The following is an 18860-nucleotide window of genomic DNA, read 5'->3' on the forward strand; positions in this document are numbered from 1 at the left end:
CCGGGCAACGAGAGCGGTCCAGTCTGGTCCTACCGCGAGACACCCCCGCGGGTTCGATCCGCCCGATCGATCGATGAGGAGCAGGAGTGCCCATGAGGCCGACCTTGACGGTGATCGCCGACCCCGCCGACCGCTGGATGACCAAGGCCGCCTGTGTCGGCCAGGCGCCGGCGTACGACGAGACGGCCAGCCAGTGGGAGCAGCGCAAGGCGCAGGCTCTGTGCCTGACGTCGTGCCCGGTGATCGAGGAGTGCCGCGAGTGGGCCCGCCGGACCAAGTTCACCGGCACGGCGGCCGGTGAGAAGTTCCTCTACGGACGCCGCCGCGGCCGCCCCGGCCCGCAGGAGCGCCGCCGTACGCCCGCCCCGATGGTCGAGGAGCAGCAGGCCAGCTAGGTCGCTCAGACGTTGACGAGCTCGTCGGCGCGCTCCGCGTCGGCGGGCTTCCCGGTCCGCCGGAGCGGCGACGTCAACGTTGGAATGAGGTGCTGCCGGTTGTGGACGACCGCGATGATCGCCAGCACCAGGTAGATCCCGCTCAGCACGTACCGCCCGGTCTGACCCGGTACGGCGAACTGGACCGCGAACAGACCCGCCAGCGTCCAGGCCGCCCAGCGCGGGAAGCGGAGACTGAGCAGAACGGCGATCCCGAGCAGCGTCTGCGTCGCGGTCAGCAGGAATTCCTCGATCTGCCGGCCGTCGAGGTGCAGGGCGATCGGTCCACCGCCGATGCCGTACGCGATCGGGAGGCTGCCGATCAGCAGGGTCCACTGGTTCACCTTGGCCGAGATCAGCAGGCCGAGCGCGGCCGCGCCCTTACCGCGCCAGGCGAACAGCAGCGCGACGATGAACTCCGGCGCTTCCGAGGCCAGCGGCGCGAGCCACTGGACCAGCAGGAACTGGTCGATCCCGAGCGCCCGCCCACCCGCGACGAGTGAGTCCGCGAACGGCTCCGCCGACGCCAGGATCACGCCCGCCGCGACCAGGAACATCCCGATCACGGTGATCCGCCGCTGGACCGTCGGCAGGCCGCCGATCGTCGCGGCCGGCCCGATCAGGTCCGGCTCGTCGTCGTGCTCGGACACGGCCGCGCGGTAGAGGTAGTACGCGAAGAAGGCGAGCAGCAGGATGCCCAGCAGCAGGTGGATCTCGCCGGTCACCGGGATGATGAAGGCGACCACGCCGGCGATCGCCAGGAAGCCGAGCTCGCGGCGGTAGCCGGTCTCGAGGACGAGCGCCTTCACCGAGCGGCCGCTCCGCCGGGAGGCGACGTACAGGCTGACCAGGACGACGCTGGACCAGCCGAGGCCGAGGAGCAGCCGGTTCGAGCCGGTCATGTTCGCTGCGGCGTACTGCACGTAGTCCGGGTTCGAGCCGGCGGTGTGCGCGAAGTAGAGGTCCACGGCGTACTCCGGGAGCACGGCGATGACCGCCAGCAGGGCGATCGCCAGGCCGCCGGAGATGTCCACCTCGGCGGCTTCGGCGGCCCAGGCCAGCACGAAGGACGCGGCGACGACGGCGAGACCGAAGATCAGCATCGACGCCAGGGCCGGCGGATGCGTTCCGGTGAGCCGGAGGACGACCGCGGGGATCGCCACCACGAGCAGCACCAGGACGGGGCGGAGAGCTCGGAACATGGTTCCAGCCTGCCATCGTTTTGATACTTTCGCAATTGCGAAAGTGTGAGACCGTGCTCACCACGGCACGGCGGGCTGTCCGCGGACCGGTCCACCGGTCACAATGACTGCGCGATGACGACACCGTTTCCCGAACCCACGAAGGCGCAGCTGGACTCCGCCGCCGGCACCTTCGCGATGCTGTCCGCCCCGGTGCGGCTGCATCTGGTCTCGCTGGCGGCCCAGGGCGAGTACGACGTCGGCACGCTGGCCGACCGGGTGGGCGTGAGTATCGCCACCGCCAGCCAGCACCTCGGCAAACTCCGGCTGGCCGGCATCATCACCGCCCGCCGCGAGGGCCGCCGCCACATCTACACCGTCGACGACCCGCACGTCCTCAACCTCGTCGACCAGATCTTCGAACACATCGCCCCCGACGGCACCCTCGCCCCCGACCCACCCCGCCGCACCAGACCGCCCCACACCAGCTAGAGCACGTGCCGCAAGTACCTCGCGGGTGCCTCCAGATACGCCTTCCAGTTCCGCACCAGCGTCAGGTCGTCCCAGGTGGTCCTGCGGATGCCCCACTCACCGACCTCGAGGATCGTCGCGCCCGGAAGCGCCGCGATCACGGGGGAGTGCGTCGCACACAGCACCTGTGACCCGGCCGCGGCCAGATCGCTGAGTACGCCGACCACCGCAAGGCTGCTGGAGAACGACAGTGCCGACTCGGGCTCGTCCAGGCAGTAGAAGCCCTGCCGGGTGAAGCGATCGTTGATGATGCTGAGGAAGCCCTCCCCGTGGCTCATCTCATGGAAGACAGGCTCGGGCCGCGCGCCGGGGTTCTGCTCCAGGTAGGTGTAGAAGCTGTGCATCGTCTCGGCGCGCAGGAAGAACCCGGCGCGTTTGGCGCCGACGCCCCGGGTCAGGAGGAGGTCGTCGGCCAGCGACGACTCCGTGGCCCGGGTGGTCAGGCGGGCTCCGGTGGAGCCGCCTTCGGGGGAGAGACCGAAGGCTACGGCGATCGCTTCGACGAGGGTGGACTTGCCGGTGCCGTTCTCGCCGACCAGGAAGGTGACGCCGGGGTCGAGGTCCAGGCCGTCGGTCAGCAGTTGGCGGACGGCGGGGGATGGTGTGGGCCAGCGGCCGGACGGACGAATGCCCTCCGCCGCGGTCACCCGGCGTACTGGATGATCGGCGAAGGGCATTCGCTCAGGTTAGTCGTCTTCGTCGTCGAGGCGGGCCAGCCAGGTGGCGAAGCGTTCGATGGGGGTTTCGAAGTCGGGGTTCAGGTCGACGAACTCGCGCAGGCGTTCGGCGACCCAGGCCAGCGTGACGTCTTCCTCGCCACGCCGGCCCTCGAGTTCCTCGATCCCTCGGTCGGTGAAGTACACGTCAGCTGAAGGCCTGCTTCAGCAGCGTGGCCTGCTCGGTGCCGTGGACGCCGTGCGAGCCGACCGCCGGGGCGGCCATGGCCGGCCGGGAGACCCGGTAGAACGGCTTGCCGCCGAGGTGCTCGGTCAGGTTCAGCGCCATGAACGGCCACGGGCCCTGGTTCGCCGGCTCGTCCTGCACCCAGCGGACCTCGGTCGCGTTCGGGAACTTGGCCAGCTCCGCGACGACCTCCTCCGACGGCAGCGGGTAGAGCTGCTCGACCCGCAGGATCGCGGTGCTGATCTTGTCCGGCTCCGCCTTCTTCCGCTCGGCCAGCAGGTCGTAGACGATCCGGCCGGATGCCAGCACGACTCGCTCGACGGTGCCCGGGTTCGCCTCGGCCTCGGCATCGCCGATCACCGGCCGGAAGGTGCCGTGGGTCAGCGCCTCCGGCTGCGACACGGCCTCCTTGCGCCGCAGCAGCTGCTTCGGTGTGAAGACGATCATCGGGGTGTGCTCCTCGCCGAGCGTGTGCCGGCGGAGGAGGTGGAAGTACGACGCCGGAGTCGACGGCTGCGCCACCGTCATCGCATTCTCCGCGCACAGCGCGAGGAAACGCTCGATCCGGGCCGAGGTGTGGTCCGGGCCCTGGCCCTCGTAGCCGTGCGGCAGGAGCAGCACGACACCGGACTTCTGGCCCCACTTCGCCTCACCGGACGAGATGTACTCGTCGATGATCGACTGCGCGCCGTTGACGAAGTCGCCGAACTGCGCCTCCCACAGCGTCAGTGCCTCCGGCCGGGCCACGGAGTACCCGTACTCGAAGCCGAGGGCGGCGTACTCGCTGAGCAGCGAGTCGTAGACGTAGAAGTTCGCCTGGTTCTCGTCCAGGTTCTGCAGCGGGACGTAGTCCTGGCCGTTGACCCGGTCGATGACCGCGGCGAACCGCTGGACGAACGTGCCCCGGCGGCTGTCCTGGCCGGCCAGCCGGACCGGACGCCCGGCCAGCAGCAGCGAGCCGAACGCGGTGATCTCCGCGCTGGCCCAGTCGATCGGGCCCTCGGTGATCGCGTGCGCCCGGCGCTGCAGCTGCGGCATCACCTTCGGGTGCACGGTGAAGCCTTCCGGCAGCGTGGTATGCGCGTCGGCGATCTTCTTCAGCACCTCGGGCGTGGTCGCGGTCGCGTCCGGGCCGTCCGGCTTGTCCGGGTAGACCGGGGCGGTCACGTACGGCGCCGGGGTGTCCGGCTGGCTCTTCGCCTCGCGGACCTCGGCGAAGACCCGCTCGAGCCGGTGCTGGAAGTCCACCATGGCCTGCTCGGCCTCTTCGATCGTGATGTCGCCACGACCGATCAGGGCCTCGGTGTAGAGCTTGCGGACCGACCGCTTCTGCTCGATCAGGTCGTACATCAGCGGCTGGGTGAAGCTCGGGTCGTCACCCTCGTTGTGACCGCGGCGGCGGTAGCAGACCAGGTCGATGACGACGTCCTTGTTGAACGCCTGCCGGTACTCGAAGGCCAGGTCGGCGACCCGGATGCACGCCTCGGGGTCGTCGCCGTTGACGTGGAAGATCGGCGCCTGCACCATCCGGGCCACGTCGGTGGAGTACATCGACGAGCGGGACGAGGCCGGGGAGGTGGTGAAGCCGACCTGGTTGTTCACGATCACGTGGATCGTGCCGCCGGTGCGGTAGCCGCGCAGCTGGGACAGGTTCAGCGTCTCCGCCACCACGCCCTGGCCGGCGAAGGCCGCGTCACCGTGTACGAGCACCGGCAGCACCGGGAACGCGGCGCCGCGGTCCAGGAGGTCCTGCTTGGCCCGGACGATGCCCTCCAGCACCGGGTCGACGGTCTCCAGGTGGGAGGGGTTCGCCGCCACCGAGACCTTGATCTTGTCGCCGAACTCGGAGACGAATTCACCCTCAGCGCCCAGGTGGTACTTGACGTCACCGGAGCCCTGGACGGTCCGCGGGTCGATGTTGCCCTCGAACTCGCGGAAGATCTGGCCGTACGACTTGCCGACGATGTTGGCCAGCACGTTCAGCCGGCCGCGGTGCGCCATGCCGATCGCGACCTCTTCCAGCCCGGCGCCGGCCGCCTCCTCGCAGAGCTCGTCGAGCAGCGGGATGGTGGTCTCCGCACCCTCGAGGGAGAACCGGCGCTGGCCGACGTACTTGGTCTGCAGGAAGGTCTCGAACGCCTCGGCCTCGTTCAGCTTGGCCAGGATCCGCAGCTGCTCCTCGCGCGGCGGCTTGGTGTGCGGCCGCTCGACCCGCTCCTGCAGCCACTTGCGCTGCTCGGGGTCCTGGATGTGCATGTACTCGATGCCGGTGGTGCGGCAGTAGGAGTCGCGCAGGATGCCGAGGATCTCGCGCAGCTTCATGAACCGCCGGTCGCCGCCGAACGAGCCGGTGGCGAACTCGCGGTCCAGGTCCCACAGCGTCAGGCCGTGGGTGGCCACGTCCAGGTCGGGGTGGCTGCGCTGCTTGTACTCCAGCGGGTCGGTGTCGGCCATGATGTGGCCGCGCACCCGGAACGCGTGGATCAGCTCGAGGATCCGGGCCTGCTTGCTGATGTCCTCCTCGTGGCTGTGCGGGAGGTCGGCGGCCCAGCGGATCGGCTCGTACGGGATCCGCAGCGACTGGAAGATCTCGTCGTAGAAGCCCTCCTGGCCGAGCAGCAGCTGGTGCAGGCGGCGCAGGTACTCACCCGACTGGGCGCCCTGGATGATCCGGTGGTCGTACGTCGAGGTCAGCGTCATCACCTTGCTGACCGCGAGCTTGGCCATCGTCTCGTCGGCCGCGCCCTGGTACTCCGGCGGGTACTCCATCGCGCCGACGCCGATGATGCAGCCCTGGCCGGTCATCAGCCGCGGCACCGAGTGCTGGGTGCCGATGGTGCCGGGGTTGGTCAGGCTGATCGTGGTGCCCTGGAAGTCGGGCAGCGCCAGCTTGTTGTCCCGGGCCCGGCGGACGATGTCCTCGTAGGCCATCCAGAACTCGGCGAACGTCATCGTCTCGGCGGCCTTGATCGACGGCACCAGCAGCTGCCGGGTGCCGTCCGGCTTCTGCATGTCGATGGCCAGGCCGAGGTTGATGTGGGCCGGCTGCACGTGCGTCGGCTTGCCGTCGGTCTCGTCGTACGACGCGTTCATCTCCGGCAGCGTCTTCAGTGCCTTCACCAGCGCCCAGCCGATCAGGTGGGTGAAGGAGACCTTGCCGCCGCGGGCGCGCTTGAGGTGGTTGTTGATGACGATGCGGTTGTCGATCAGCAGCTTGACCGGAACCTGCCGGACGCTGGTCGCGGTGGGGACCGTGAGGCTGGTCTCCATGTTCTGCGCCGTCCGCGCGGGCGCGCCGCGCAGGATCTGCCGCTCGGTCTCCGCGCCGGCGGGAGCGGGCTTGGGCTGGGCGCTGGGCGGCTGGTTCACCGTGCCTCCGGTCGGGGCGGCGCTGGTGGAGGCCGGCGCCGCTTTCGCTGCGGGTTGGTTCTGCGGTGCGGCGGCCTGCGCAGCGGCCGGCGGTGGTGCGGCAGCCGCGGCAGCGGCGGCGGGCTGGCTCGAGGCGGGCGCGGACGCTGCCGTGCCGCGGCTCGGCGCCTCGGGAGTCTTGTTCTCGGACACCGGATCGGGCCGGGGAGCGTCGGCCGGGGTGGTCGTCACCGGCTTCGCGTCACCTGGCTGAGAGGTCTTGAAACTGTCGCTGTTGAAGTAGGCGAGCCACGCCGGATCCACCGAATTCGGGTCCTGCTGGTACTTCTCGTACAGCTCGTCGACCAGCCATTCGTTCGCACCGAAGGCTGCTAGGGGATTGGTGTCTGATGGCTCGGTGGCCACTGGGCAGTTCGCCTCTTCCGATCGGGTCCGGTACCGCGGTTGTTATTCCTGATGTTATGGGTGGTGTCCCATGCAAAGGCTAATAGCACGCCGAGCACTTCCACAGCCCGGGACCACCGGACCAGTGCATCGGGTGGTCAGGCCCTCCGGACTTGATCGATCGAGGCCTGAAACACTGTGCAGGCAGGTGTTTCAGCTCACTGGCCGGTCTCTCACCGTCCGGTGACCTGGTGAGGGGTCGACGGAACTGCGGGACCCCTTGCAGAGGTGGGATTTCGCCGCCTGCCGCGGTGACGCTGAGTAGAGGGTTTGAGCGTGGATGCCCACTGTATGCAGTTGCCCACTCGCCGGCGGTGACGATCAGGACTGTGCAGGAATGTGGTCAACGTCACGCCGTGGATCAGTCCAGTTGGCGGTGATTGGTCTCTACCGGTTGCTCAGCCGCCGGACCAGCTTGAGGCCTGACCAGGTGGCGTCGATCGCGCACACCTTCACGTCGACCACCCCGAGCGGCAGCGCCAGCTCGCGGATCCCGTTCTCGTCCAGGTCGGTCGGTACGCCGGACGAACGCTTCGGCCAGGCGATCCAGATCATCCCGGCCGTGGTCGTCTTCTCGAGCAGGACGGGCAGGCGGCCGGTCAGCCGGGCCCGGTCCGGGCAGAACGCCAGCACGACGTCGTACGGCGTACGTCCGGCCCGGCGGGCCACCGGCGTACCGGCCGGCAGGCCCTCGATGGCGAAGCCGGCCGGCGCGTTGTCCAGGAGTACGGCGTACTCCGGCTTGATCCCGAGCTTGGCGGCGAGCGGCTTGCCCGAGTAGCCCGGTGTCGCGGTCATGCCCCGGATGCTAGCTCCCGGGTGTGGTGCTCGATCAGCTCGCGCAGTTGCGGAGTGTGGGTGGTGGCGACGGACCGGGAGAGCGGCGTCTGCCGGATCCGCTCCAGCATCTCGGCGAATCCGTTCGCGTCGGCGCGGCTCTCGAAGTCGAGGTCGATGTAGACGGTTCCCGGGTCGCCGGCCGGTCGGCTGATCCGGTAGGCGAGGACGTTGTGTTCCTGGCGAGCCCGGTCGTACCGGTCGAACGCGGCCTTCCAGGCGTCGTAGTCGGCGACTGTGTTCTCTACATGCAGTGTGATCATGGGTTCAGCGTGGGCGGCCCGGCCGGCCGTTCCCATCCCCGATCCTGGGGATCTTCGTCGTACGCTCGCGGTGTGCTGGATCGGGTCGAGCGACTGTGTTCCGGCGGCCTCGATGCCAAGGCTCTGCGCGAGCGGGTGCTGGCCGAGGTGCGCCGATCGGTGGCCTTCGACGGGCATGTCTGGGTGCTGACCGATCCGGTCTCGCGAGTGGGTACGTCGCCCTTGGCCGACGTACCGGGGTTGTCGTGGAGTGAGCTCCCGCGGCTGGTGCGGTGGCGGTACCTGAGTCAGGGGACCCGGTGGACCGACCTGATCGAGGCCGGGGTGCCGGTGCGGTCCTTGTGTTCGGCAACTGATGGCGATCTCGCGAGCTCGCCTGCCTGGTGGGAAGTGCAGCGGGACCTCGGGGTGGTCGACGTACTGACCGTGGTGTGCCGGGATCGGTTCGGGTGCTGGGCTTGGCTGGACCTGTGGCGGTTGACACCCGCGGAGCCGTTCACCCGGGCCGAGCAGGACCTCGTCGCATCGCTTGTGCCTGCAGTGACCTCAGGTCTGCGGCGCGCGCAGGCCCGGACCTTCCTGGCGGCTCCACGGGTCGCACCAGCCGGGCCGGCGATCGTCGTGCTCGATCCGGAGCTGACGGTCCAGGTCCGTACGGCGGCGGCCCGGGAGGCGCTCGATCGCCTCAACCCGCCGGACGATCCGTCCGTGATGATGGCGATCCCGGCGGCGGCGTACAACCTCGCGGCCGCGTTGATCGCCGAGGAGGCCGGGATGCCGGTCGGGCCGGCGTGGTCGCGGGTCCATCTCGCGGCCGGAAGATGGGTCACCCTGCGCGCGGCGCGGGCCGGGACGGAGATCGCGGTCAGCATCGAGGAGTCGACGCCGGCGGAGCGGTTGGAGGTGTTCGGGCTGGCGCACGGGTTGAGTCCGCGGGAGCGGGAGGTGCTGGCGGAGCTGGCCACCGGTGCCGATTCGCGGCGGCTGGCGGAGCGGTTGGTGCTGTCCGAGCACACCGTCAACGATCACGTGAAGGCCGTGCTGGCCAAGACCGGGACCGCGACCCGCGGTGCCTTGCTCGCCCGAGTGGCCGGAACGGGCTGACGGGAACCGGGGCCGCGGCGGCATACTTGCTGGATGGCGTTGACGGATGAGGCGATCGTCAAGATCAAAGGGATGATCACCTCGGGGGAACTGGGTCCAGGGGATCGGCTGCCGAAGGAGGCGGACCTCGCGGCACGGCTCGGCCTGTCGCGGAACTCGCTGCGCGAGGCGGTCAAGGCGCTGACGCTGGTGAACGTGCTGGACGTCAAACACGGCGACGGTACGTACGTCACCAGCCTCGACTCGGCGCACCTGCTGGACGCGCTGAACTTCATGGTCGACCTGCATCGCGACGACTCGGTGCTGCAGTTCTTCGAGGTCCGGCGGCTGCTCGAGCCGGGGGTCGCCGCGCTGGCCGCGGTCCGGATCAGCCAGGAGCAGGTGATCGAGCTGCGGCTCCTCTGCAGCGATCTCACCGCGGACTCGCCGGTCGAGGACCTGGTCGCCAACGACCTGCGGTTCCATCGCGCGATCGCGGAGGCGACCGGGAACCAGGTCGTGTGCTCGCTGCTCGACGGCATCTCCGGCGCGACCCAGCGGGCGCGGATCTGGCGCGGCGTCACCCAGGCCGGCGCGGTCGAGCGGACGCTGTCCGAGCACGCCGCGATCCTGGACGCGATCGAGATCGGCGACGCCGAGGCGGCCCGCGCCTGGATGACCGCCCACATCGCCGGCGTCGAGACCTGGCTCCGCAAGGCCCCGTGACCGATCAGCCGCCGCCTCCGCGCAGTGCCCTGACACTGCGGCTGGTGCTCGCGGTCTTCGGTGTGCTCCTGTGGATCGCGGCGGCGGTGCTGTCGGCCGTCTACGACCTGCCGGTTGGATGGGTGATCGCGTTCGGGGCGCTCGCGGTGGTCGCACTGGTCGATCTGGTGATCGTTGCCTGGCGCAAGCGTCAGGAAAAGGGTTGAACCGGGCCGGGAGGGCGACCTACCCTGGGTGACGTCCCATTCCCGACGTCAGGGGTCCGCGTTGTAACTCCGAGGTCTTCTCCGCAGCCGATCGATCGCCACCCGTCGCGGTGTGCGGTCTCGTCCGAGACCTCATCTGGAGTGCACGCCTATGAGCTTTTCCCTGTCCTGTACGGACCTCTACTTCGCCTGGCCGGACGGCGACGTGCTGTTCGACGGGCTCACCTTCGTCGCCGGCCCGGTGCGGTCCGGCCTCGTCGGCCGCAACGGCACCGGCAAGTCGACGCTGCTGCGGCTGATCGCCGGCCGGCTCACCCCGCAGCGTGGGGCGATCCGGGTGTCCGGCGAGCTCGGGTACCTGCCGCAGGACCTGACCCTCGACACGTCGCTGCGGGTCGACCAGGCGCTCGGCATCGAGGCCGTCCGCCGGGCGATCGTCGCGATCGAGTCCGGTGACGCCTCGGAGGAGAACTTCGCGATCGTCGGCGACGAGTGGGACGTCGACGAACGCGCCGAGGCCCTGCTCGGCAAGCTCGGGCTCGGCGCGATCGGCCTCGACCGCAACGTCGGCGAGCTGTCCGGCGGCGAGACGATCCTGCTCGGCCTGGCCGCCGAGTTGCTGCGGCGTCCCGACGTCCTGCTGCTCGACGAGCCGACCAACAACCTCGACCTGCGGGCGCGGCGGCACCTGTACGACGCCGTCGACCAGTTCCGTGGTGCGTTGCTGATCGTCAGCCACGACCGGGAGTTGCTGGACCGGGTCGACCAGATCGGCGATCTGCGCAAGGGCGACGTCACCTGGTACGGCGGCAACCTGACCGCCTACGAGGAGGCCGTCGCCGTGGAGCAGGAGGCCGCCGAGCGGATGATGCGCGCGGCCGAGGCGGACGTCCGCAAGCAGAAGCGCGACCTGGTCGAGGCGCGGATGAAGATGGACCAGCGCCGGGCCCGTGGGCAGCGGGCGTTCGAGCAGGGCGGCATCCCGAAGATCATCGCGGGCGGGCTGAAACGGTCCGCGCAGGTGTCGGCGGGCAAGCATCTCGGCATGCAGAGCGAGCGGCTCGAGTCGGCGCAGGAGGCACTGGCCGATGCGGAGGCGATGGTCCACGACGACGACACGATCCGGGTCGATCTGCCGAAGACTGCCGTGCCCGCGGGCCGGATCGTGCTGCGGTTGGAGGACCACGTCCTGCGGACCGGGGCGCACGTCGACCTGGAGATCCGGGGGCCGGAGCGGATCGCGTTGACCGGGCCGAACGGCGCGGGCAAGACGACGCTGCTGCAGTCGATCACGGATGGTTCGCTGCCGGTGGTGCCGTTCCGGTATCTACCGCAGCGGCTCGATCTGCTCCGCGACGACCTGTCGATCGTGGACAACCTGGCGCTGCTGGCACCGAGCACGGAGAACCAGGAGCGGCGGTCGCGGCTGGCCCGCTTCCTGTTCCGCGGGCGGGCGGCCGATCAGCTGGTCAGCACGCTCTCCGGCGGGGAACGGTTCCGGGCCACGCTCGCCGCGCTGCTCCTGGCCGAGCCGCCACCGCAGTTGCTGATGCTGGACGAGCCGACCAACAACCTCGACCTGGCCAGCGTGGCGCAACTGAAGGATGCCCTGTCGTCGTACAGCGGTGCGCTGCTGATCGCCAGCCACGACGTGCCGTTCCTGCGCGAGATCGGCATCACCCGCTGGGTCGAGCTGACCCCGGAGACGCTGACGGAGATCGAGCCGCTGTAGTCCGTGGTGCCCAGGCCCCGTCATCCCGGTTGGGATGGCGGGGCTTTCTCGTGCTTGGCTTTTGATACCCCTAGGGGGTATGTTGAGAACCATGAACGAGCATGAGCACGAGCACGGTGGACACGAGCACAGTGGGCATGAGCACAGTGGACATGCGCACGGTGGACACGAGCACGGGCACGCGGATCACGCGGCGCAGTTCAAGGACCGGTTCTGGGTCAGCCTGGCGCTGGCGGTGCCGGTGGTCTTCTTCAGTGAGATGTTCGCCGACCTGCTCGGCTACACGCCGCCGGAGTTCCCCGGTTCCGGCCTGATCGCGCCCGTGCTCGGCACGGTGATCTTCGCGTACGGCGGACGCCCGTTCCTGACCGGCGGCTGGGCCGAGCTCAGGTCTCGCCGGCCCGGGATGATGCTGCTGATCTCGATGGCGATCACCGTCGCATTCGTGGCGTCCTGGGTGACGACGCTCGGCATCGGCGGGTTCGACCTGGACTTCTGGTGGGAGCTCGCGCTGCTGATCGTGATCATGCTGCTCGGGCACTGGCTGGAGATGCGTGCGCTCGGCGCCGCGTCGGGTGCACTCGACGCGCTGGCCGCGTTGCTCCCCGACTCGGCCGAGAAGGTGACCGACGACGGCGTGGTCGAGGTGTCGCTGCACGAGTTGCAGGCGGGTGACGTCGTACTGGTTCGTTCGGGTGGGCGCGTGCCCGCGGACGGGACCGTGGTCGAAGGGGCGGCCGAGGTCGACGAGTCGATGATCACCGGTGAGTCGCGACCGGTGGCGCGGGCCGTCGGGGACCCGGTGGTCGCCGGGACCGTTGCCACCGACAACGCTCTGCGGGTCGAGGTCACCGCTGTCGGCGACGACACCGCGCTGGCCGGGATCCAGCGGCTGGTGGCCGAGGCGCAGGCGTCCTCGTCCCGCGCGCAGGCGCTGGCCGACCGGGCGGCGGCGTTCCTCTTCTACTTCGCGTCGGTCGCCGGGCTGATCACGTTCGTGGTGTGGGCGCTGCTGGGCGAGGTCGACGAGGCCGTGACGCGGACCGTGACCGTGCTGGTGATCGCCTGCCCGCATGCGCTCGGACTGGCCATCCCGCTGGTGATCGCGATCTCGACCGAACGCGCCGCGAAGGCCGGCGTCCTGGTGAAGGACCGGCTGGCGCTGGAGCGGATGCGCACGATCGACGTGGTGCTGTTCGACAAGACCGGCACCCTGACCAAGGGCGAGCCGGCGGTCACCGGAGTCGCCACGGTCGGATCGATCTCCGACGAGGAGCTGCTGGAGCTGGCCGCCGCGGTCGAGGCCGACAGCGAGCACCCGCTGGCCAAGGCGATCGTCCGGGCGCATGCCGATCGCGTGCCGGCCGGTCGCGGGCGTGGTGTGGTGGCCTCGGAGTTCCGGTCGCTCACCGGGCGCGGCGTCCAGGCGGTCGTGGACGGTTCACCGGTTGCCGTCGGCGGGCCGGCGCTGCTGCGGGAGTACGGCGTACTCGAGCCGGCGGAGCTGGAAGCGGAGGTCGAAGCCTGGAAGGCCCGTGGGGCCGCGGTGCTGCATGTGGTCCGGGATGGACAGGTGGCCGGGGCGATCGCGTTGGAGGACGCGGTCCGTGAGGAGTCCAAGCAGGCGGTCGATTCGCTGCACCGGCGGGGTGTGAAGGTCGCGATGATCACCGGTGACGCGCACCAGGTCGCGGACGCGGTCGCGCAGGAGCTGGGGATCGACGAGGTCTTCGCCGAGGTCCTGCCGCAGGACAAGGACGCGAAGGTCGCCGAACTCCAGGCCCGCGGGCTGAAGGTCGCCATGGTCGGCGACGGCGTCAACGACGCACCCGCCCTGGCTCGCGCCGAGGTCGGTATCGCCATCGGCGCGGGGACCGACGTCGCGATCGAATCCGCCGGCGTCGTCCTGGCCGCCGACGACCCGCGAGCTGTCCTCTCGGTGATCGCTCTCTCGCGCGCCAGCTACCGCAAGATGTGGCAGAACCTGGGCTGGGCCACCGGCTACAACGTCATCACGGTCCCCCTGGCCGCGGGCGTCCTCGCCTTCGCCGGAGTTGTCGTGTCCCCGGCGGTCGGCGCCGTCCTGATGTCGATCTCGACGATCGTGGTCGCCCTCAACGCGCAACTGCTCCGACGGCTCGACCTGTCACCCGCTCGGCTGTAATCCGGCCAGCGTGACCGTGACCAAGCGCCGTACCGCCGCTTTCGACGGTACGGCGCCGGCCGCGGTCAGGGCGTGGACGCAGTACGCCGCCAGCTCCTTCGGGGGGATGTCGTCGCGGACGTCGGTCAGGAGGTCCGCGAGGAAGTCGATCAGGTGTGCGCGGGCCAGGGTGACGTGCTCGGACCTATGCAGGGACGCGGCCGGCTCCGCGGTCGGATGATCGTGGCAGATGAAGGCGTAGGCCTCCAGGACCGCTTCGAGACTGCCGGTCCGCTCCCACGTGTCCGCGAGTTGCTGGAGATGATCGCCGACCTGGCGCTCGTGCCACGCGACCAGGATCGAGTCGACGTCCGGGAAGTACTTGTAGAGCGTCGCCCGACCGAGCCCGGTCCGCTTCGCGACCTCCGACATCGTGACGCCGGTCAGCCCGCGCTCGGCCACCAGCGCGGCGGCCGCGTCGAGCACCGCCGCCCGGACCGCCTGGCGATGCGACGCGATGGTGTCGTCCCACAACTTCGGCACGGGATCAGAGTACCTGGACAGATCGTCGTTGTTCGAGACACTATGTATCGAAAAAGGAGTTTTCGGATGGCGATGGTGGAGGCGCGCGTCGGGACCGATCGCGCGGCGCGGTACGTCGAGCAGCTCAGCAGCCACTTCGGGCATCAGCCGGGCGGGATGAAGGTGCTGTCCAGTTCTCCTGGTGAGCTGGTCATCGACCTCGGTGAGGCGACCTGGTCGATCCGTGCGCTCGAGGATGCGCTGGTGCTCCGGGTCGAGGCGGCGGACGCGGACCACTTGCGGGAGACGAGCGCGCACGTGGCGAGCCGGATCGAGCAGATCGGCCGACGGGACGGCCTGCGGGTCGAGTGGCAGCCGGCGGCCGAAATGGGCTGATTGCACAGTCGGGGCGCCCGGGGTGTGCACGATGGACGGTGATCCGGCCGGGCGAGCGCCGTACGTTCGGTGGAATCCCCAGGACTGGAGGCTCCGATGGCCGGTTCATCTGTTGGTACGGACGACTACGCGCTCGCTCGGGTTCCCGAGAGCGCCCGTTATTCCTGGTGGTCTGTCGCGACGCAACGCTTCGGGCAGATCTCGGCGCTCAGCCAGTTCCTGCTCGGGGCGACGCTCGGGTTCGGCATGAGCTTCTGGTCGGCGTTCTGGGCGCTCACGCTCGGCGCGGTGGTCCTCGAGCTGGTGGCGATCCTGATCGGCATCATCGGTGCGCGGGAAGGCCTGCAGACGTCGGTGATCGCTCGCTGGACCGGGTTCGGCCAGGCCGGGTCGTCGCTGATCGGGCTGGCGATCGGGATCAGCCTGATCGGGTGGTTCGGGATCCAGTCCGCGGTGTCCGCGGCCGGTCTGAGCCAGCTGGTCGGCGTACTCCCGACGTGGGGCTGGTCGCTCGTCTTCGGTCTCGCCGTCACGCTGGTCGTGCTCCGCGGGTTCCACTCGATGGCCTGGGTCGCCTATGTGACGGTGCCGGCGTTCCTGATCCTGGTCGGCTGGTCGATCATCAGTGAACTGTCCGACCACAGTGTCAGCGCGCTGGTCAACGCAGCACCGCCCGGTCCGCACCTGAGCCTGCTGGAGGGTACGACGCTGGTCGCCGGCGGATTCATCGTCGGTGCGGTGATCACCCCGGACATGACCCGCTTCAACCGGACGGTCGGGGACGTGGTCAAGCAGACCGTGCTCGGGATCACCCTCGGCGAGTACGTGATCGGACTGTGCGGCGTCCTGCTCGCCCACGCCGTCGGCTCGGCGAACGTGATCACCATCGTCACCTCGTCGGTCGGCTGGGTCGGCACGCTGGTGATCATCCTGGGCACGTTGAAGATCAACGACTGGAACCTCTACAGCTCTGGCCTCGGCGTGGTGAACTTCATCGGCACCGTCTTCGGCCGGCACGTCAACCGGGCCGTGGTCACGCTCGTGGTCGGCATCGCCGGCAGTGTGCTCGCGGCCGGCGGGATCCTGGACAAGTTCACCGACTTCCTGATCGTGCTCGGCGTGGCGTTCCCGCCGATCGCCGGGATCATGGTGGCGGAGTACTTCGTGGTGAAGCGCTGGCGTCCCGAGCTGGACGCGACCCGGGCCGAGGGCACGTTGCCCGCGACCGCGCCGACCTGGGTGCCGGCCACGATCGTGATCTGGATCGGCGCCGCCCTGATCGGCAAGTACGTCGCCTGGGGTCTGCCCAGTATCAACTCGCTCGTCGTCGGCTTCGCGGCGTACGTCGTGGCCGGCCGGCTCGGCCTGATCCGCGGCGTCGGGACGAGTCGCACCATGGAGAGTGCGCCGACCGGCGTGACTGCCGTTGCTCAACCCGGGAGGATCTGAATGCGTATCGGCATCGATGTCGGTGGTACCAACACCGACGCCGTGCTGCTGGACGGCACCGCTGTGCTGGCCGCCAACAAGTCGGCCACCAGTGCGGACGTCACCGCGGGCATCATCGACACCCTCGATCGGTTGCAGGCCGAGCGGTCCTTCGACCCGGGCCAGATCCAGGCGGTGATGATCGGCACCACGCACTTCATCAACGCCCTGGTCGAGGCCCGCCGCCTCGCCCCGACCGCGGCCCTGCGGCTCGGGCTGCCCGCGACGGCGTCGCTGCCGCCGCTGGTGGACTGGCCGGAGCGGCTCGTCGAGGCGATCAGCGGGCGGAGCTACCTGGCCCACGGCGGGCACGAGTTCGACGGACGGCACATCGCCGAGCTGGACGAGGACGAGCTGCGCCGGCACGCCGCCGACATGGTCGCGCACGGCGTCCGGTCGGTGGCGATCTCCTCGGTGTTCTCGCCGGTGAGCAACGAGTTCGAGCTGCGGGCGGCCGAGATCCTGCGGTCCGAGCTGGGCGACGACGTGGCGATCTCGTTGTCGCACGAGATCGGCCGGATCGGCCTGCTCGAACGGGAGAACGCGACCATCATCAACGCGGCCCTGCGCGAACTGGCCGCGAGCATCGTCGACGGCCTGGCCGGCGCGGTCGCCGGGCACGGCATCGCCGCACCGCTGTACCTCAGCCAGAACGACGGCACCCTGATGGACGTCGACTTCGCCCGCCGCTACCCGGTCGCCACGTTCGCGTCCGGCCCGACCAACTCGATGCGCGGCGCGGCCCTGCTGTCCGGCCTGGACACCTGTGCGGTGGTCGACGTCGGCGGTACGACGAGCGATGTCGGCGTACTCACGCACGGCTTCCCGCGGGAGGCGACCACCGAGGTGGACGTGGCCGGGGTCCGGACCAACTTCCGGATGCCCGACGTGCTGAGCATCGGCATCGGCGGTGGCAGTTTGGTGGCTGAGGGCAACGACCTGGTGACGGTGGGCCCGCAGTCGGTCGGCTACCGGCTGACCGAGCAGGCACTGGTCTTCGGTGGTACGACGCTCACCGCGACGGATATCGCGGTGGCGGCCGGCCGCGCCGAGGTGGGTGACGTGGCCGCGGTCGCCGATCTCGACCCGACCATGGTGGAGGCGGCGCTGGCGCGAGTGGCGGCCGACATCGCGGACGCGGTCGAGCGGATGCGGACCTCACCCGATCCGCTGCCGGTGGTGGCCGTCGGCGGTGGGTCGATCCTGCTGCCGGACGATCTGCCGGGGAGCCTCGCGGTGCACCGGCCGGATCACTTCGCGGTGGCGAACGCGATCGGCGCGGCCATCGCCCAGGTCGGCGGCGAGGTCGACCGGGTCTACGCGATCGATCCCGGTCGCCGGGACGCGGTGGTGGACGAAGCGCGCCAGGAGGCGGTCGACCGGGCTGTTGCGGCGGGCGCCGATCCGGCGCAGGTCCGGATCGTCGACTTCGACGAGGTCCCGATCCCGTACCTGCCCGGCAACGCGACCCGGATCCGCTGCAAGGCGGTCGGCGACCTGAGGCTGGGGCAGTCATGAGCACGCTGTCCGCCGGCGATCTGCCGGCGCTGGCGCGGGGTGCCGCCGTACTCGGGACCGGTGGGGGCGGGGATCCGCATATCGGGCGGCTGCTCGCGCAGCAGGCGTTGCGGGAGCACGGGCCGGTGGAGATCGTTGCCGTCGGCGACCTTCCCGACGACGCGTGTGTGCTTCCGGTGGCCATGATGGGCGCGCCGACCGTGATGGTGGAGAAGCTGCCGTCGGCGGACCAGATCTCGGTCGCGGTCCAGACGCTGGCCAGGTACGTCGGCAAGACCCCGACGCACATCGCCTGTATCGAGGCCGGCGGCGTCAACTCGACGGTCCCGGTGATCGCGGCCGCGCAGCTCGGCCTGCCGTTGGTGGACGGCGACGGCATGGGCCGCGCGTTCCCCGAACTGCAGATGGTGCTGCCGACGCTGGCCGGCATCGACGCGACCCCGATGTCGATCGTCGACGAGAAGGGCAACCGCGGCGTCTTCGACACCATCGACAACCCGTGGGCCGAACGGCTGGCGCGATCGGCGACGGTCGACATGGGCTGCTCGGCGATCGTCTCGCTCTACGCGATGACCGGCGCCGAGGTCCGGGCGTCGTTCGTCCCCGGCACACTCAGCCAGTGCCTCGCCATCGGTCAGGCGATCGAGCTCGCCCGGCAGGCACACGCCGATCCGGTCGCGGCCGTGGTGGATCGGCTCGGCGGACGGCTGCTGCACGTCGGCAAGGTCGTCGACGTGCAACGCCGTACGACGACCGGCTTCGCTCGCGGGGACGCCGCGATCGACGGGCTGGACGCCTCACACGGGCGGCTGCTGGTGCTGCGGTTCCAGAACGAGCACCTGGTCGCCGAACTGGACGGAGCCGCGGTCGCGACGACCCCGGATCTGATCATCGTTCTGGACACCGAGTCCGGTGAGCCCATCACCACCGAGGCGTTGCGCTACGGCCACCGCGTCAGCGTGCTGGCCGCGCCCGCCGACGAACGCTGGCATTCACCGGAAGGCATCGCCCTGGTCGGCCCGCGGTACTTCGGCTACGACCTCGACCCGATCCGCGCCCTGGAGACCGTATGACCGAGCGAAGC

Annotated in this window: 18 protein-coding genes; 11 read left to right on the forward strand and 7 right to left on the reverse strand. The window is 69.9% G+C overall.

The features are described from left to right. Window positions 1-92: 92 nt before the first annotated feature. A complete protein-coding gene (locus ACZ6O0_RS25900; RefSeq protein ID WP_465767559.1) occupies window positions 93-395 on the forward strand; it encodes a WhiB family transcriptional regulator in 303 nt (100 codons plus the stop codon). A 5-nt stretch (window positions 396-400) separates the two neighbouring features. Here ACZ6O0_RS25900 and ACZ6O0_RS25905 read toward each other — a convergent pair whose 3' ends face one another. Next, window positions 401-1636 (reverse strand): sodium:proton exchanger, encoded by a 1236-nt coding sequence (locus ACZ6O0_RS25905; RefSeq protein WP_465767560.1) that lies wholly within the window; start codon window positions 1634-1636, stop codon window positions 401-403. A 114-nt stretch (window positions 1637-1750) separates the two neighbouring features. Between ACZ6O0_RS25905 and ACZ6O0_RS25910 the strand changes: the two genes are divergently transcribed. Next, window positions 1751-2107, forward strand: a complete 357-nt coding sequence (locus tag ACZ6O0_RS25910) for an ArsR/SmtB family transcription factor (protein ID WP_465767561.1) — start codon at window positions 1751-1753, stop codon at window positions 2105-2107. Here ACZ6O0_RS25910 and ACZ6O0_RS25915 read toward each other — a convergent pair. The 5 genes from ACZ6O0_RS25915 to ACZ6O0_RS25935 all read right to left on the reverse strand — a co-directional run bounded on the left by ACZ6O0_RS25915 (window position 2104) and on the right by ACZ6O0_RS25935 (window position 7962). Next, complete coding sequence (locus tag ACZ6O0_RS25915) at window positions 2104-2823, reverse strand: AAA family ATPase (protein WP_465767562.1); 720 nt, start codon at window positions 2821-2823, stop codon at window positions 2104-2106. The genes ACZ6O0_RS25910 and ACZ6O0_RS25915 overlap by 4 nt on opposite strands. Before the next feature lie 9 nt (window positions 2824-2832). After that, on the reverse strand, window positions 2833-3009 hold the full coding sequence (locus ACZ6O0_RS25920) for a DUF6104 family protein (RefSeq protein ID WP_360365326.1): 177 nt from the start codon (window positions 3007-3009) through the stop codon (window positions 2833-2835). Window position 3010: 1 nt separating this feature from the next. Then, entirely contained in the window at window positions 3011-6823 is a 3813-nt protein-coding gene (locus ACZ6O0_RS25925; RefSeq protein WP_465767563.1) for a multifunctional oxoglutarate decarboxylase/oxoglutarate dehydrogenase thiamine pyrophosphate-binding subunit/dihydrolipoyllysine-residue succinyltransferase subunit, read from the reverse strand. 426 nt (window positions 6824-7249) lie between these two features. Then, window positions 7250-7660 carry a DUF3052 domain-containing protein gene (locus ACZ6O0_RS25930; protein WP_465767564.1) on the reverse strand — a complete coding sequence of 137 codons (411 nt, stop codon included), beginning with the start codon at window positions 7658-7660 and terminating at the stop codon, window positions 7250-7252. Further along, window positions 7657-7962 carry a hypothetical protein gene (locus ACZ6O0_RS25935; RefSeq protein ID WP_465767565.1) on the reverse strand — a complete coding sequence of 102 codons (306 nt, stop codon included), beginning with the start codon at window positions 7960-7962 and terminating at the stop codon, window positions 7657-7659. Before ACZ6O0_RS25935 ends, ACZ6O0_RS25930 begins: the two co-directional genes overlap by 4 nt. Window positions 7963-8034: 72 nt before the next feature. Between ACZ6O0_RS25935 and ACZ6O0_RS25940 the strand changes: the two genes are divergently transcribed. From ACZ6O0_RS25940 to ACZ6O0_RS25960, 5 genes are all read left to right on the forward strand, one after another. Then, window positions 8035-9066 (forward strand): helix-turn-helix transcriptional regulator, encoded by a 1032-nt coding sequence (locus tag ACZ6O0_RS25940; protein WP_465767566.1) that lies wholly within the window; start codon window positions 8035-8037, stop codon window positions 9064-9066. A 33-nt stretch (window positions 9067-9099) separates the two neighbouring features. Next, window positions 9100-9771, forward strand: coding sequence for a FadR/GntR family transcriptional regulator (locus tag ACZ6O0_RS25945; protein ID WP_465767567.1), 672 nt, complete (start codon window positions 9100-9102; stop codon window positions 9769-9771). Further along, window positions 9768-9977 (forward strand): DUF6343 family protein, encoded by a 210-nt coding sequence (locus ACZ6O0_RS25950; protein ID WP_465767568.1) that lies wholly within the window; start codon window positions 9768-9770, stop codon window positions 9975-9977. Before ACZ6O0_RS25945 ends, ACZ6O0_RS25950 begins: the two co-directional genes overlap by 4 nt. Window positions 9978-10128: 151 nt before the next feature. After that, window positions 10129-11709, forward strand: coding sequence for an ABC-F family ATP-binding cassette domain-containing protein (locus tag ACZ6O0_RS25955; RefSeq protein WP_465767569.1), 1581 nt, complete (start codon window positions 10129-10131; stop codon window positions 11707-11709). Between the two features lie 91 nt (window positions 11710-11800). Then, the gene (locus tag ACZ6O0_RS25960) at window positions 11801-13873 is read left to right on the forward strand and encodes a copper-translocating P-type ATPase (protein ID WP_465767570.1); all 2073 of its coding nucleotides are present in this window, start codon (window positions 11801-11803) and stop codon (window positions 13871-13873) included. On the opposite strand, the gene ACZ6O0_RS25965 is transcribed toward ACZ6O0_RS25960, so the two are convergent. After that, entirely contained in the window at window positions 13856-14395 is a 540-nt protein-coding gene (locus ACZ6O0_RS25965; protein WP_465767571.1) for a TetR/AcrR family transcriptional regulator, read from the reverse strand. The genes ACZ6O0_RS25960 and ACZ6O0_RS25965 overlap by 18 nt on opposite strands. A gap of 66 nt (window positions 14396-14461) precedes the next feature. Here ACZ6O0_RS25965 and ACZ6O0_RS25970 point away from each other — a divergent pair, with 66 nt between their 5' ends. The 4 genes from ACZ6O0_RS25970 (at window position 14462) to ACZ6O0_RS25985 (ending at window position 18849) form a co-directional block, all read left to right on the forward strand. After that, the gene (locus ACZ6O0_RS25970; RefSeq protein ID WP_465767572.1) at window positions 14462-14770 is read left to right on the forward strand and encodes a DUF2218 domain-containing protein; all 309 of its coding nucleotides are present in this window, start codon (window positions 14462-14464) and stop codon (window positions 14768-14770) included. Window positions 14771-14866: 96 nt separating this feature from the next. Beyond that, the gene (locus tag ACZ6O0_RS25975) at window positions 14867-16219 is read left to right on the forward strand and encodes a purine-cytosine permease family protein (protein WP_465767573.1); all 1353 of its coding nucleotides are present in this window, start codon (window positions 14867-14869) and stop codon (window positions 16217-16219) included. Then, window positions 16220-17776 carry a hydantoinase/oxoprolinase N-terminal domain-containing protein gene (locus ACZ6O0_RS25980; protein WP_465767574.1) on the forward strand — a complete coding sequence of 519 codons (1557 nt, stop codon included), beginning with the start codon at window positions 16220-16222 and terminating at the stop codon, window positions 17774-17776. Next, window positions 17773-18849 carry a DUF917 domain-containing protein gene (locus ACZ6O0_RS25985; RefSeq protein WP_465767575.1) on the forward strand — a complete coding sequence of 359 codons (1077 nt, stop codon included), beginning with the start codon at window positions 17773-17775 and terminating at the stop codon, window positions 18847-18849. The genes ACZ6O0_RS25980 and ACZ6O0_RS25985 overlap by 4 nt, the downstream gene beginning before the upstream one ends. Window positions 18850-18860 lie beyond the last annotated feature (11 nt).

This window comes from Kribbella sp. NPDC048837 (assembly GCF_055586945.1).

Bases quoted from the DNA above. Each gene is read 5' to 3' on its own strand.
- ACZ6O0_RS25900 (WP_465767559.1), top strand. From the start codon at position 93: ATGAGGCCGACCTTGACGGTGATCGCCGACCCCGCCGACCGCTGGATG.
- ACZ6O0_RS25905 (WP_465767560.1), bottom strand. From the start codon at position 1,636: ATGTTCCGAGCTCTCCGCCCCGTCCTGGTGCTGCTCGTGGTGGCGATC.
- ACZ6O0_RS25910 (WP_465767561.1), top strand. From the start codon at position 1,751: ATGACGACACCGTTTCCCGAACCCACGAAGGCGCAGCTGGACTCCGCC.
- ACZ6O0_RS25915 (WP_465767562.1), bottom strand. From the start codon at position 2,823: ATGCCCTTCGCCGATCATCCAGTACGCCGGGTGACCGCGGCGGAGGGC.
- ACZ6O0_RS25930 (WP_465767564.1), bottom strand. From the start codon at position 7,660: ATGACCGCGACACCGGGCTACTCGGGCAAGCCGCTCGCCGCCAAGCTC.
- ACZ6O0_RS25935 (WP_465767565.1), bottom strand. From the start codon at position 7,962: ATGATCACACTGCATGTAGAGAACACAGTCGCCGACTACGACGCCTGG.
- ACZ6O0_RS25945 (WP_465767567.1), top strand. From the start codon at position 9,100: ATGGCGTTGACGGATGAGGCGATCGTCAAGATCAAAGGGATGATCACC.
- ACZ6O0_RS25955 (WP_465767569.1), top strand. From the start codon at position 10,129: ATGAGCTTTTCCCTGTCCTGTACGGACCTCTACTTCGCCTGGCCGGAC.
- ACZ6O0_RS25960 (WP_465767570.1), top strand. From the start codon at position 11,801: ATGAACGAGCATGAGCACGAGCACGGTGGACACGAGCACAGTGGGCAT.
- ACZ6O0_RS25970 (WP_465767572.1), top strand. From the start codon at position 14,462: ATGGCGATGGTGGAGGCGCGCGTCGGGACCGATCGCGCGGCGCGGTAC.
- ACZ6O0_RS25975 (WP_465767573.1), top strand. From the start codon at position 14,867: ATGGCCGGTTCATCTGTTGGTACGGACGACTACGCGCTCGCTCGGGTT.
- ACZ6O0_RS25980 (WP_465767574.1), top strand. From the start codon at position 16,220: ATGCGTATCGGCATCGATGTCGGTGGTACCAACACCGACGCCGTGCTG.
- ACZ6O0_RS25985 (WP_465767575.1), top strand. From the start codon at position 17,773: ATGAGCACGCTGTCCGCCGGCGATCTGCCGGCGCTGGCGCGGGGTGCC.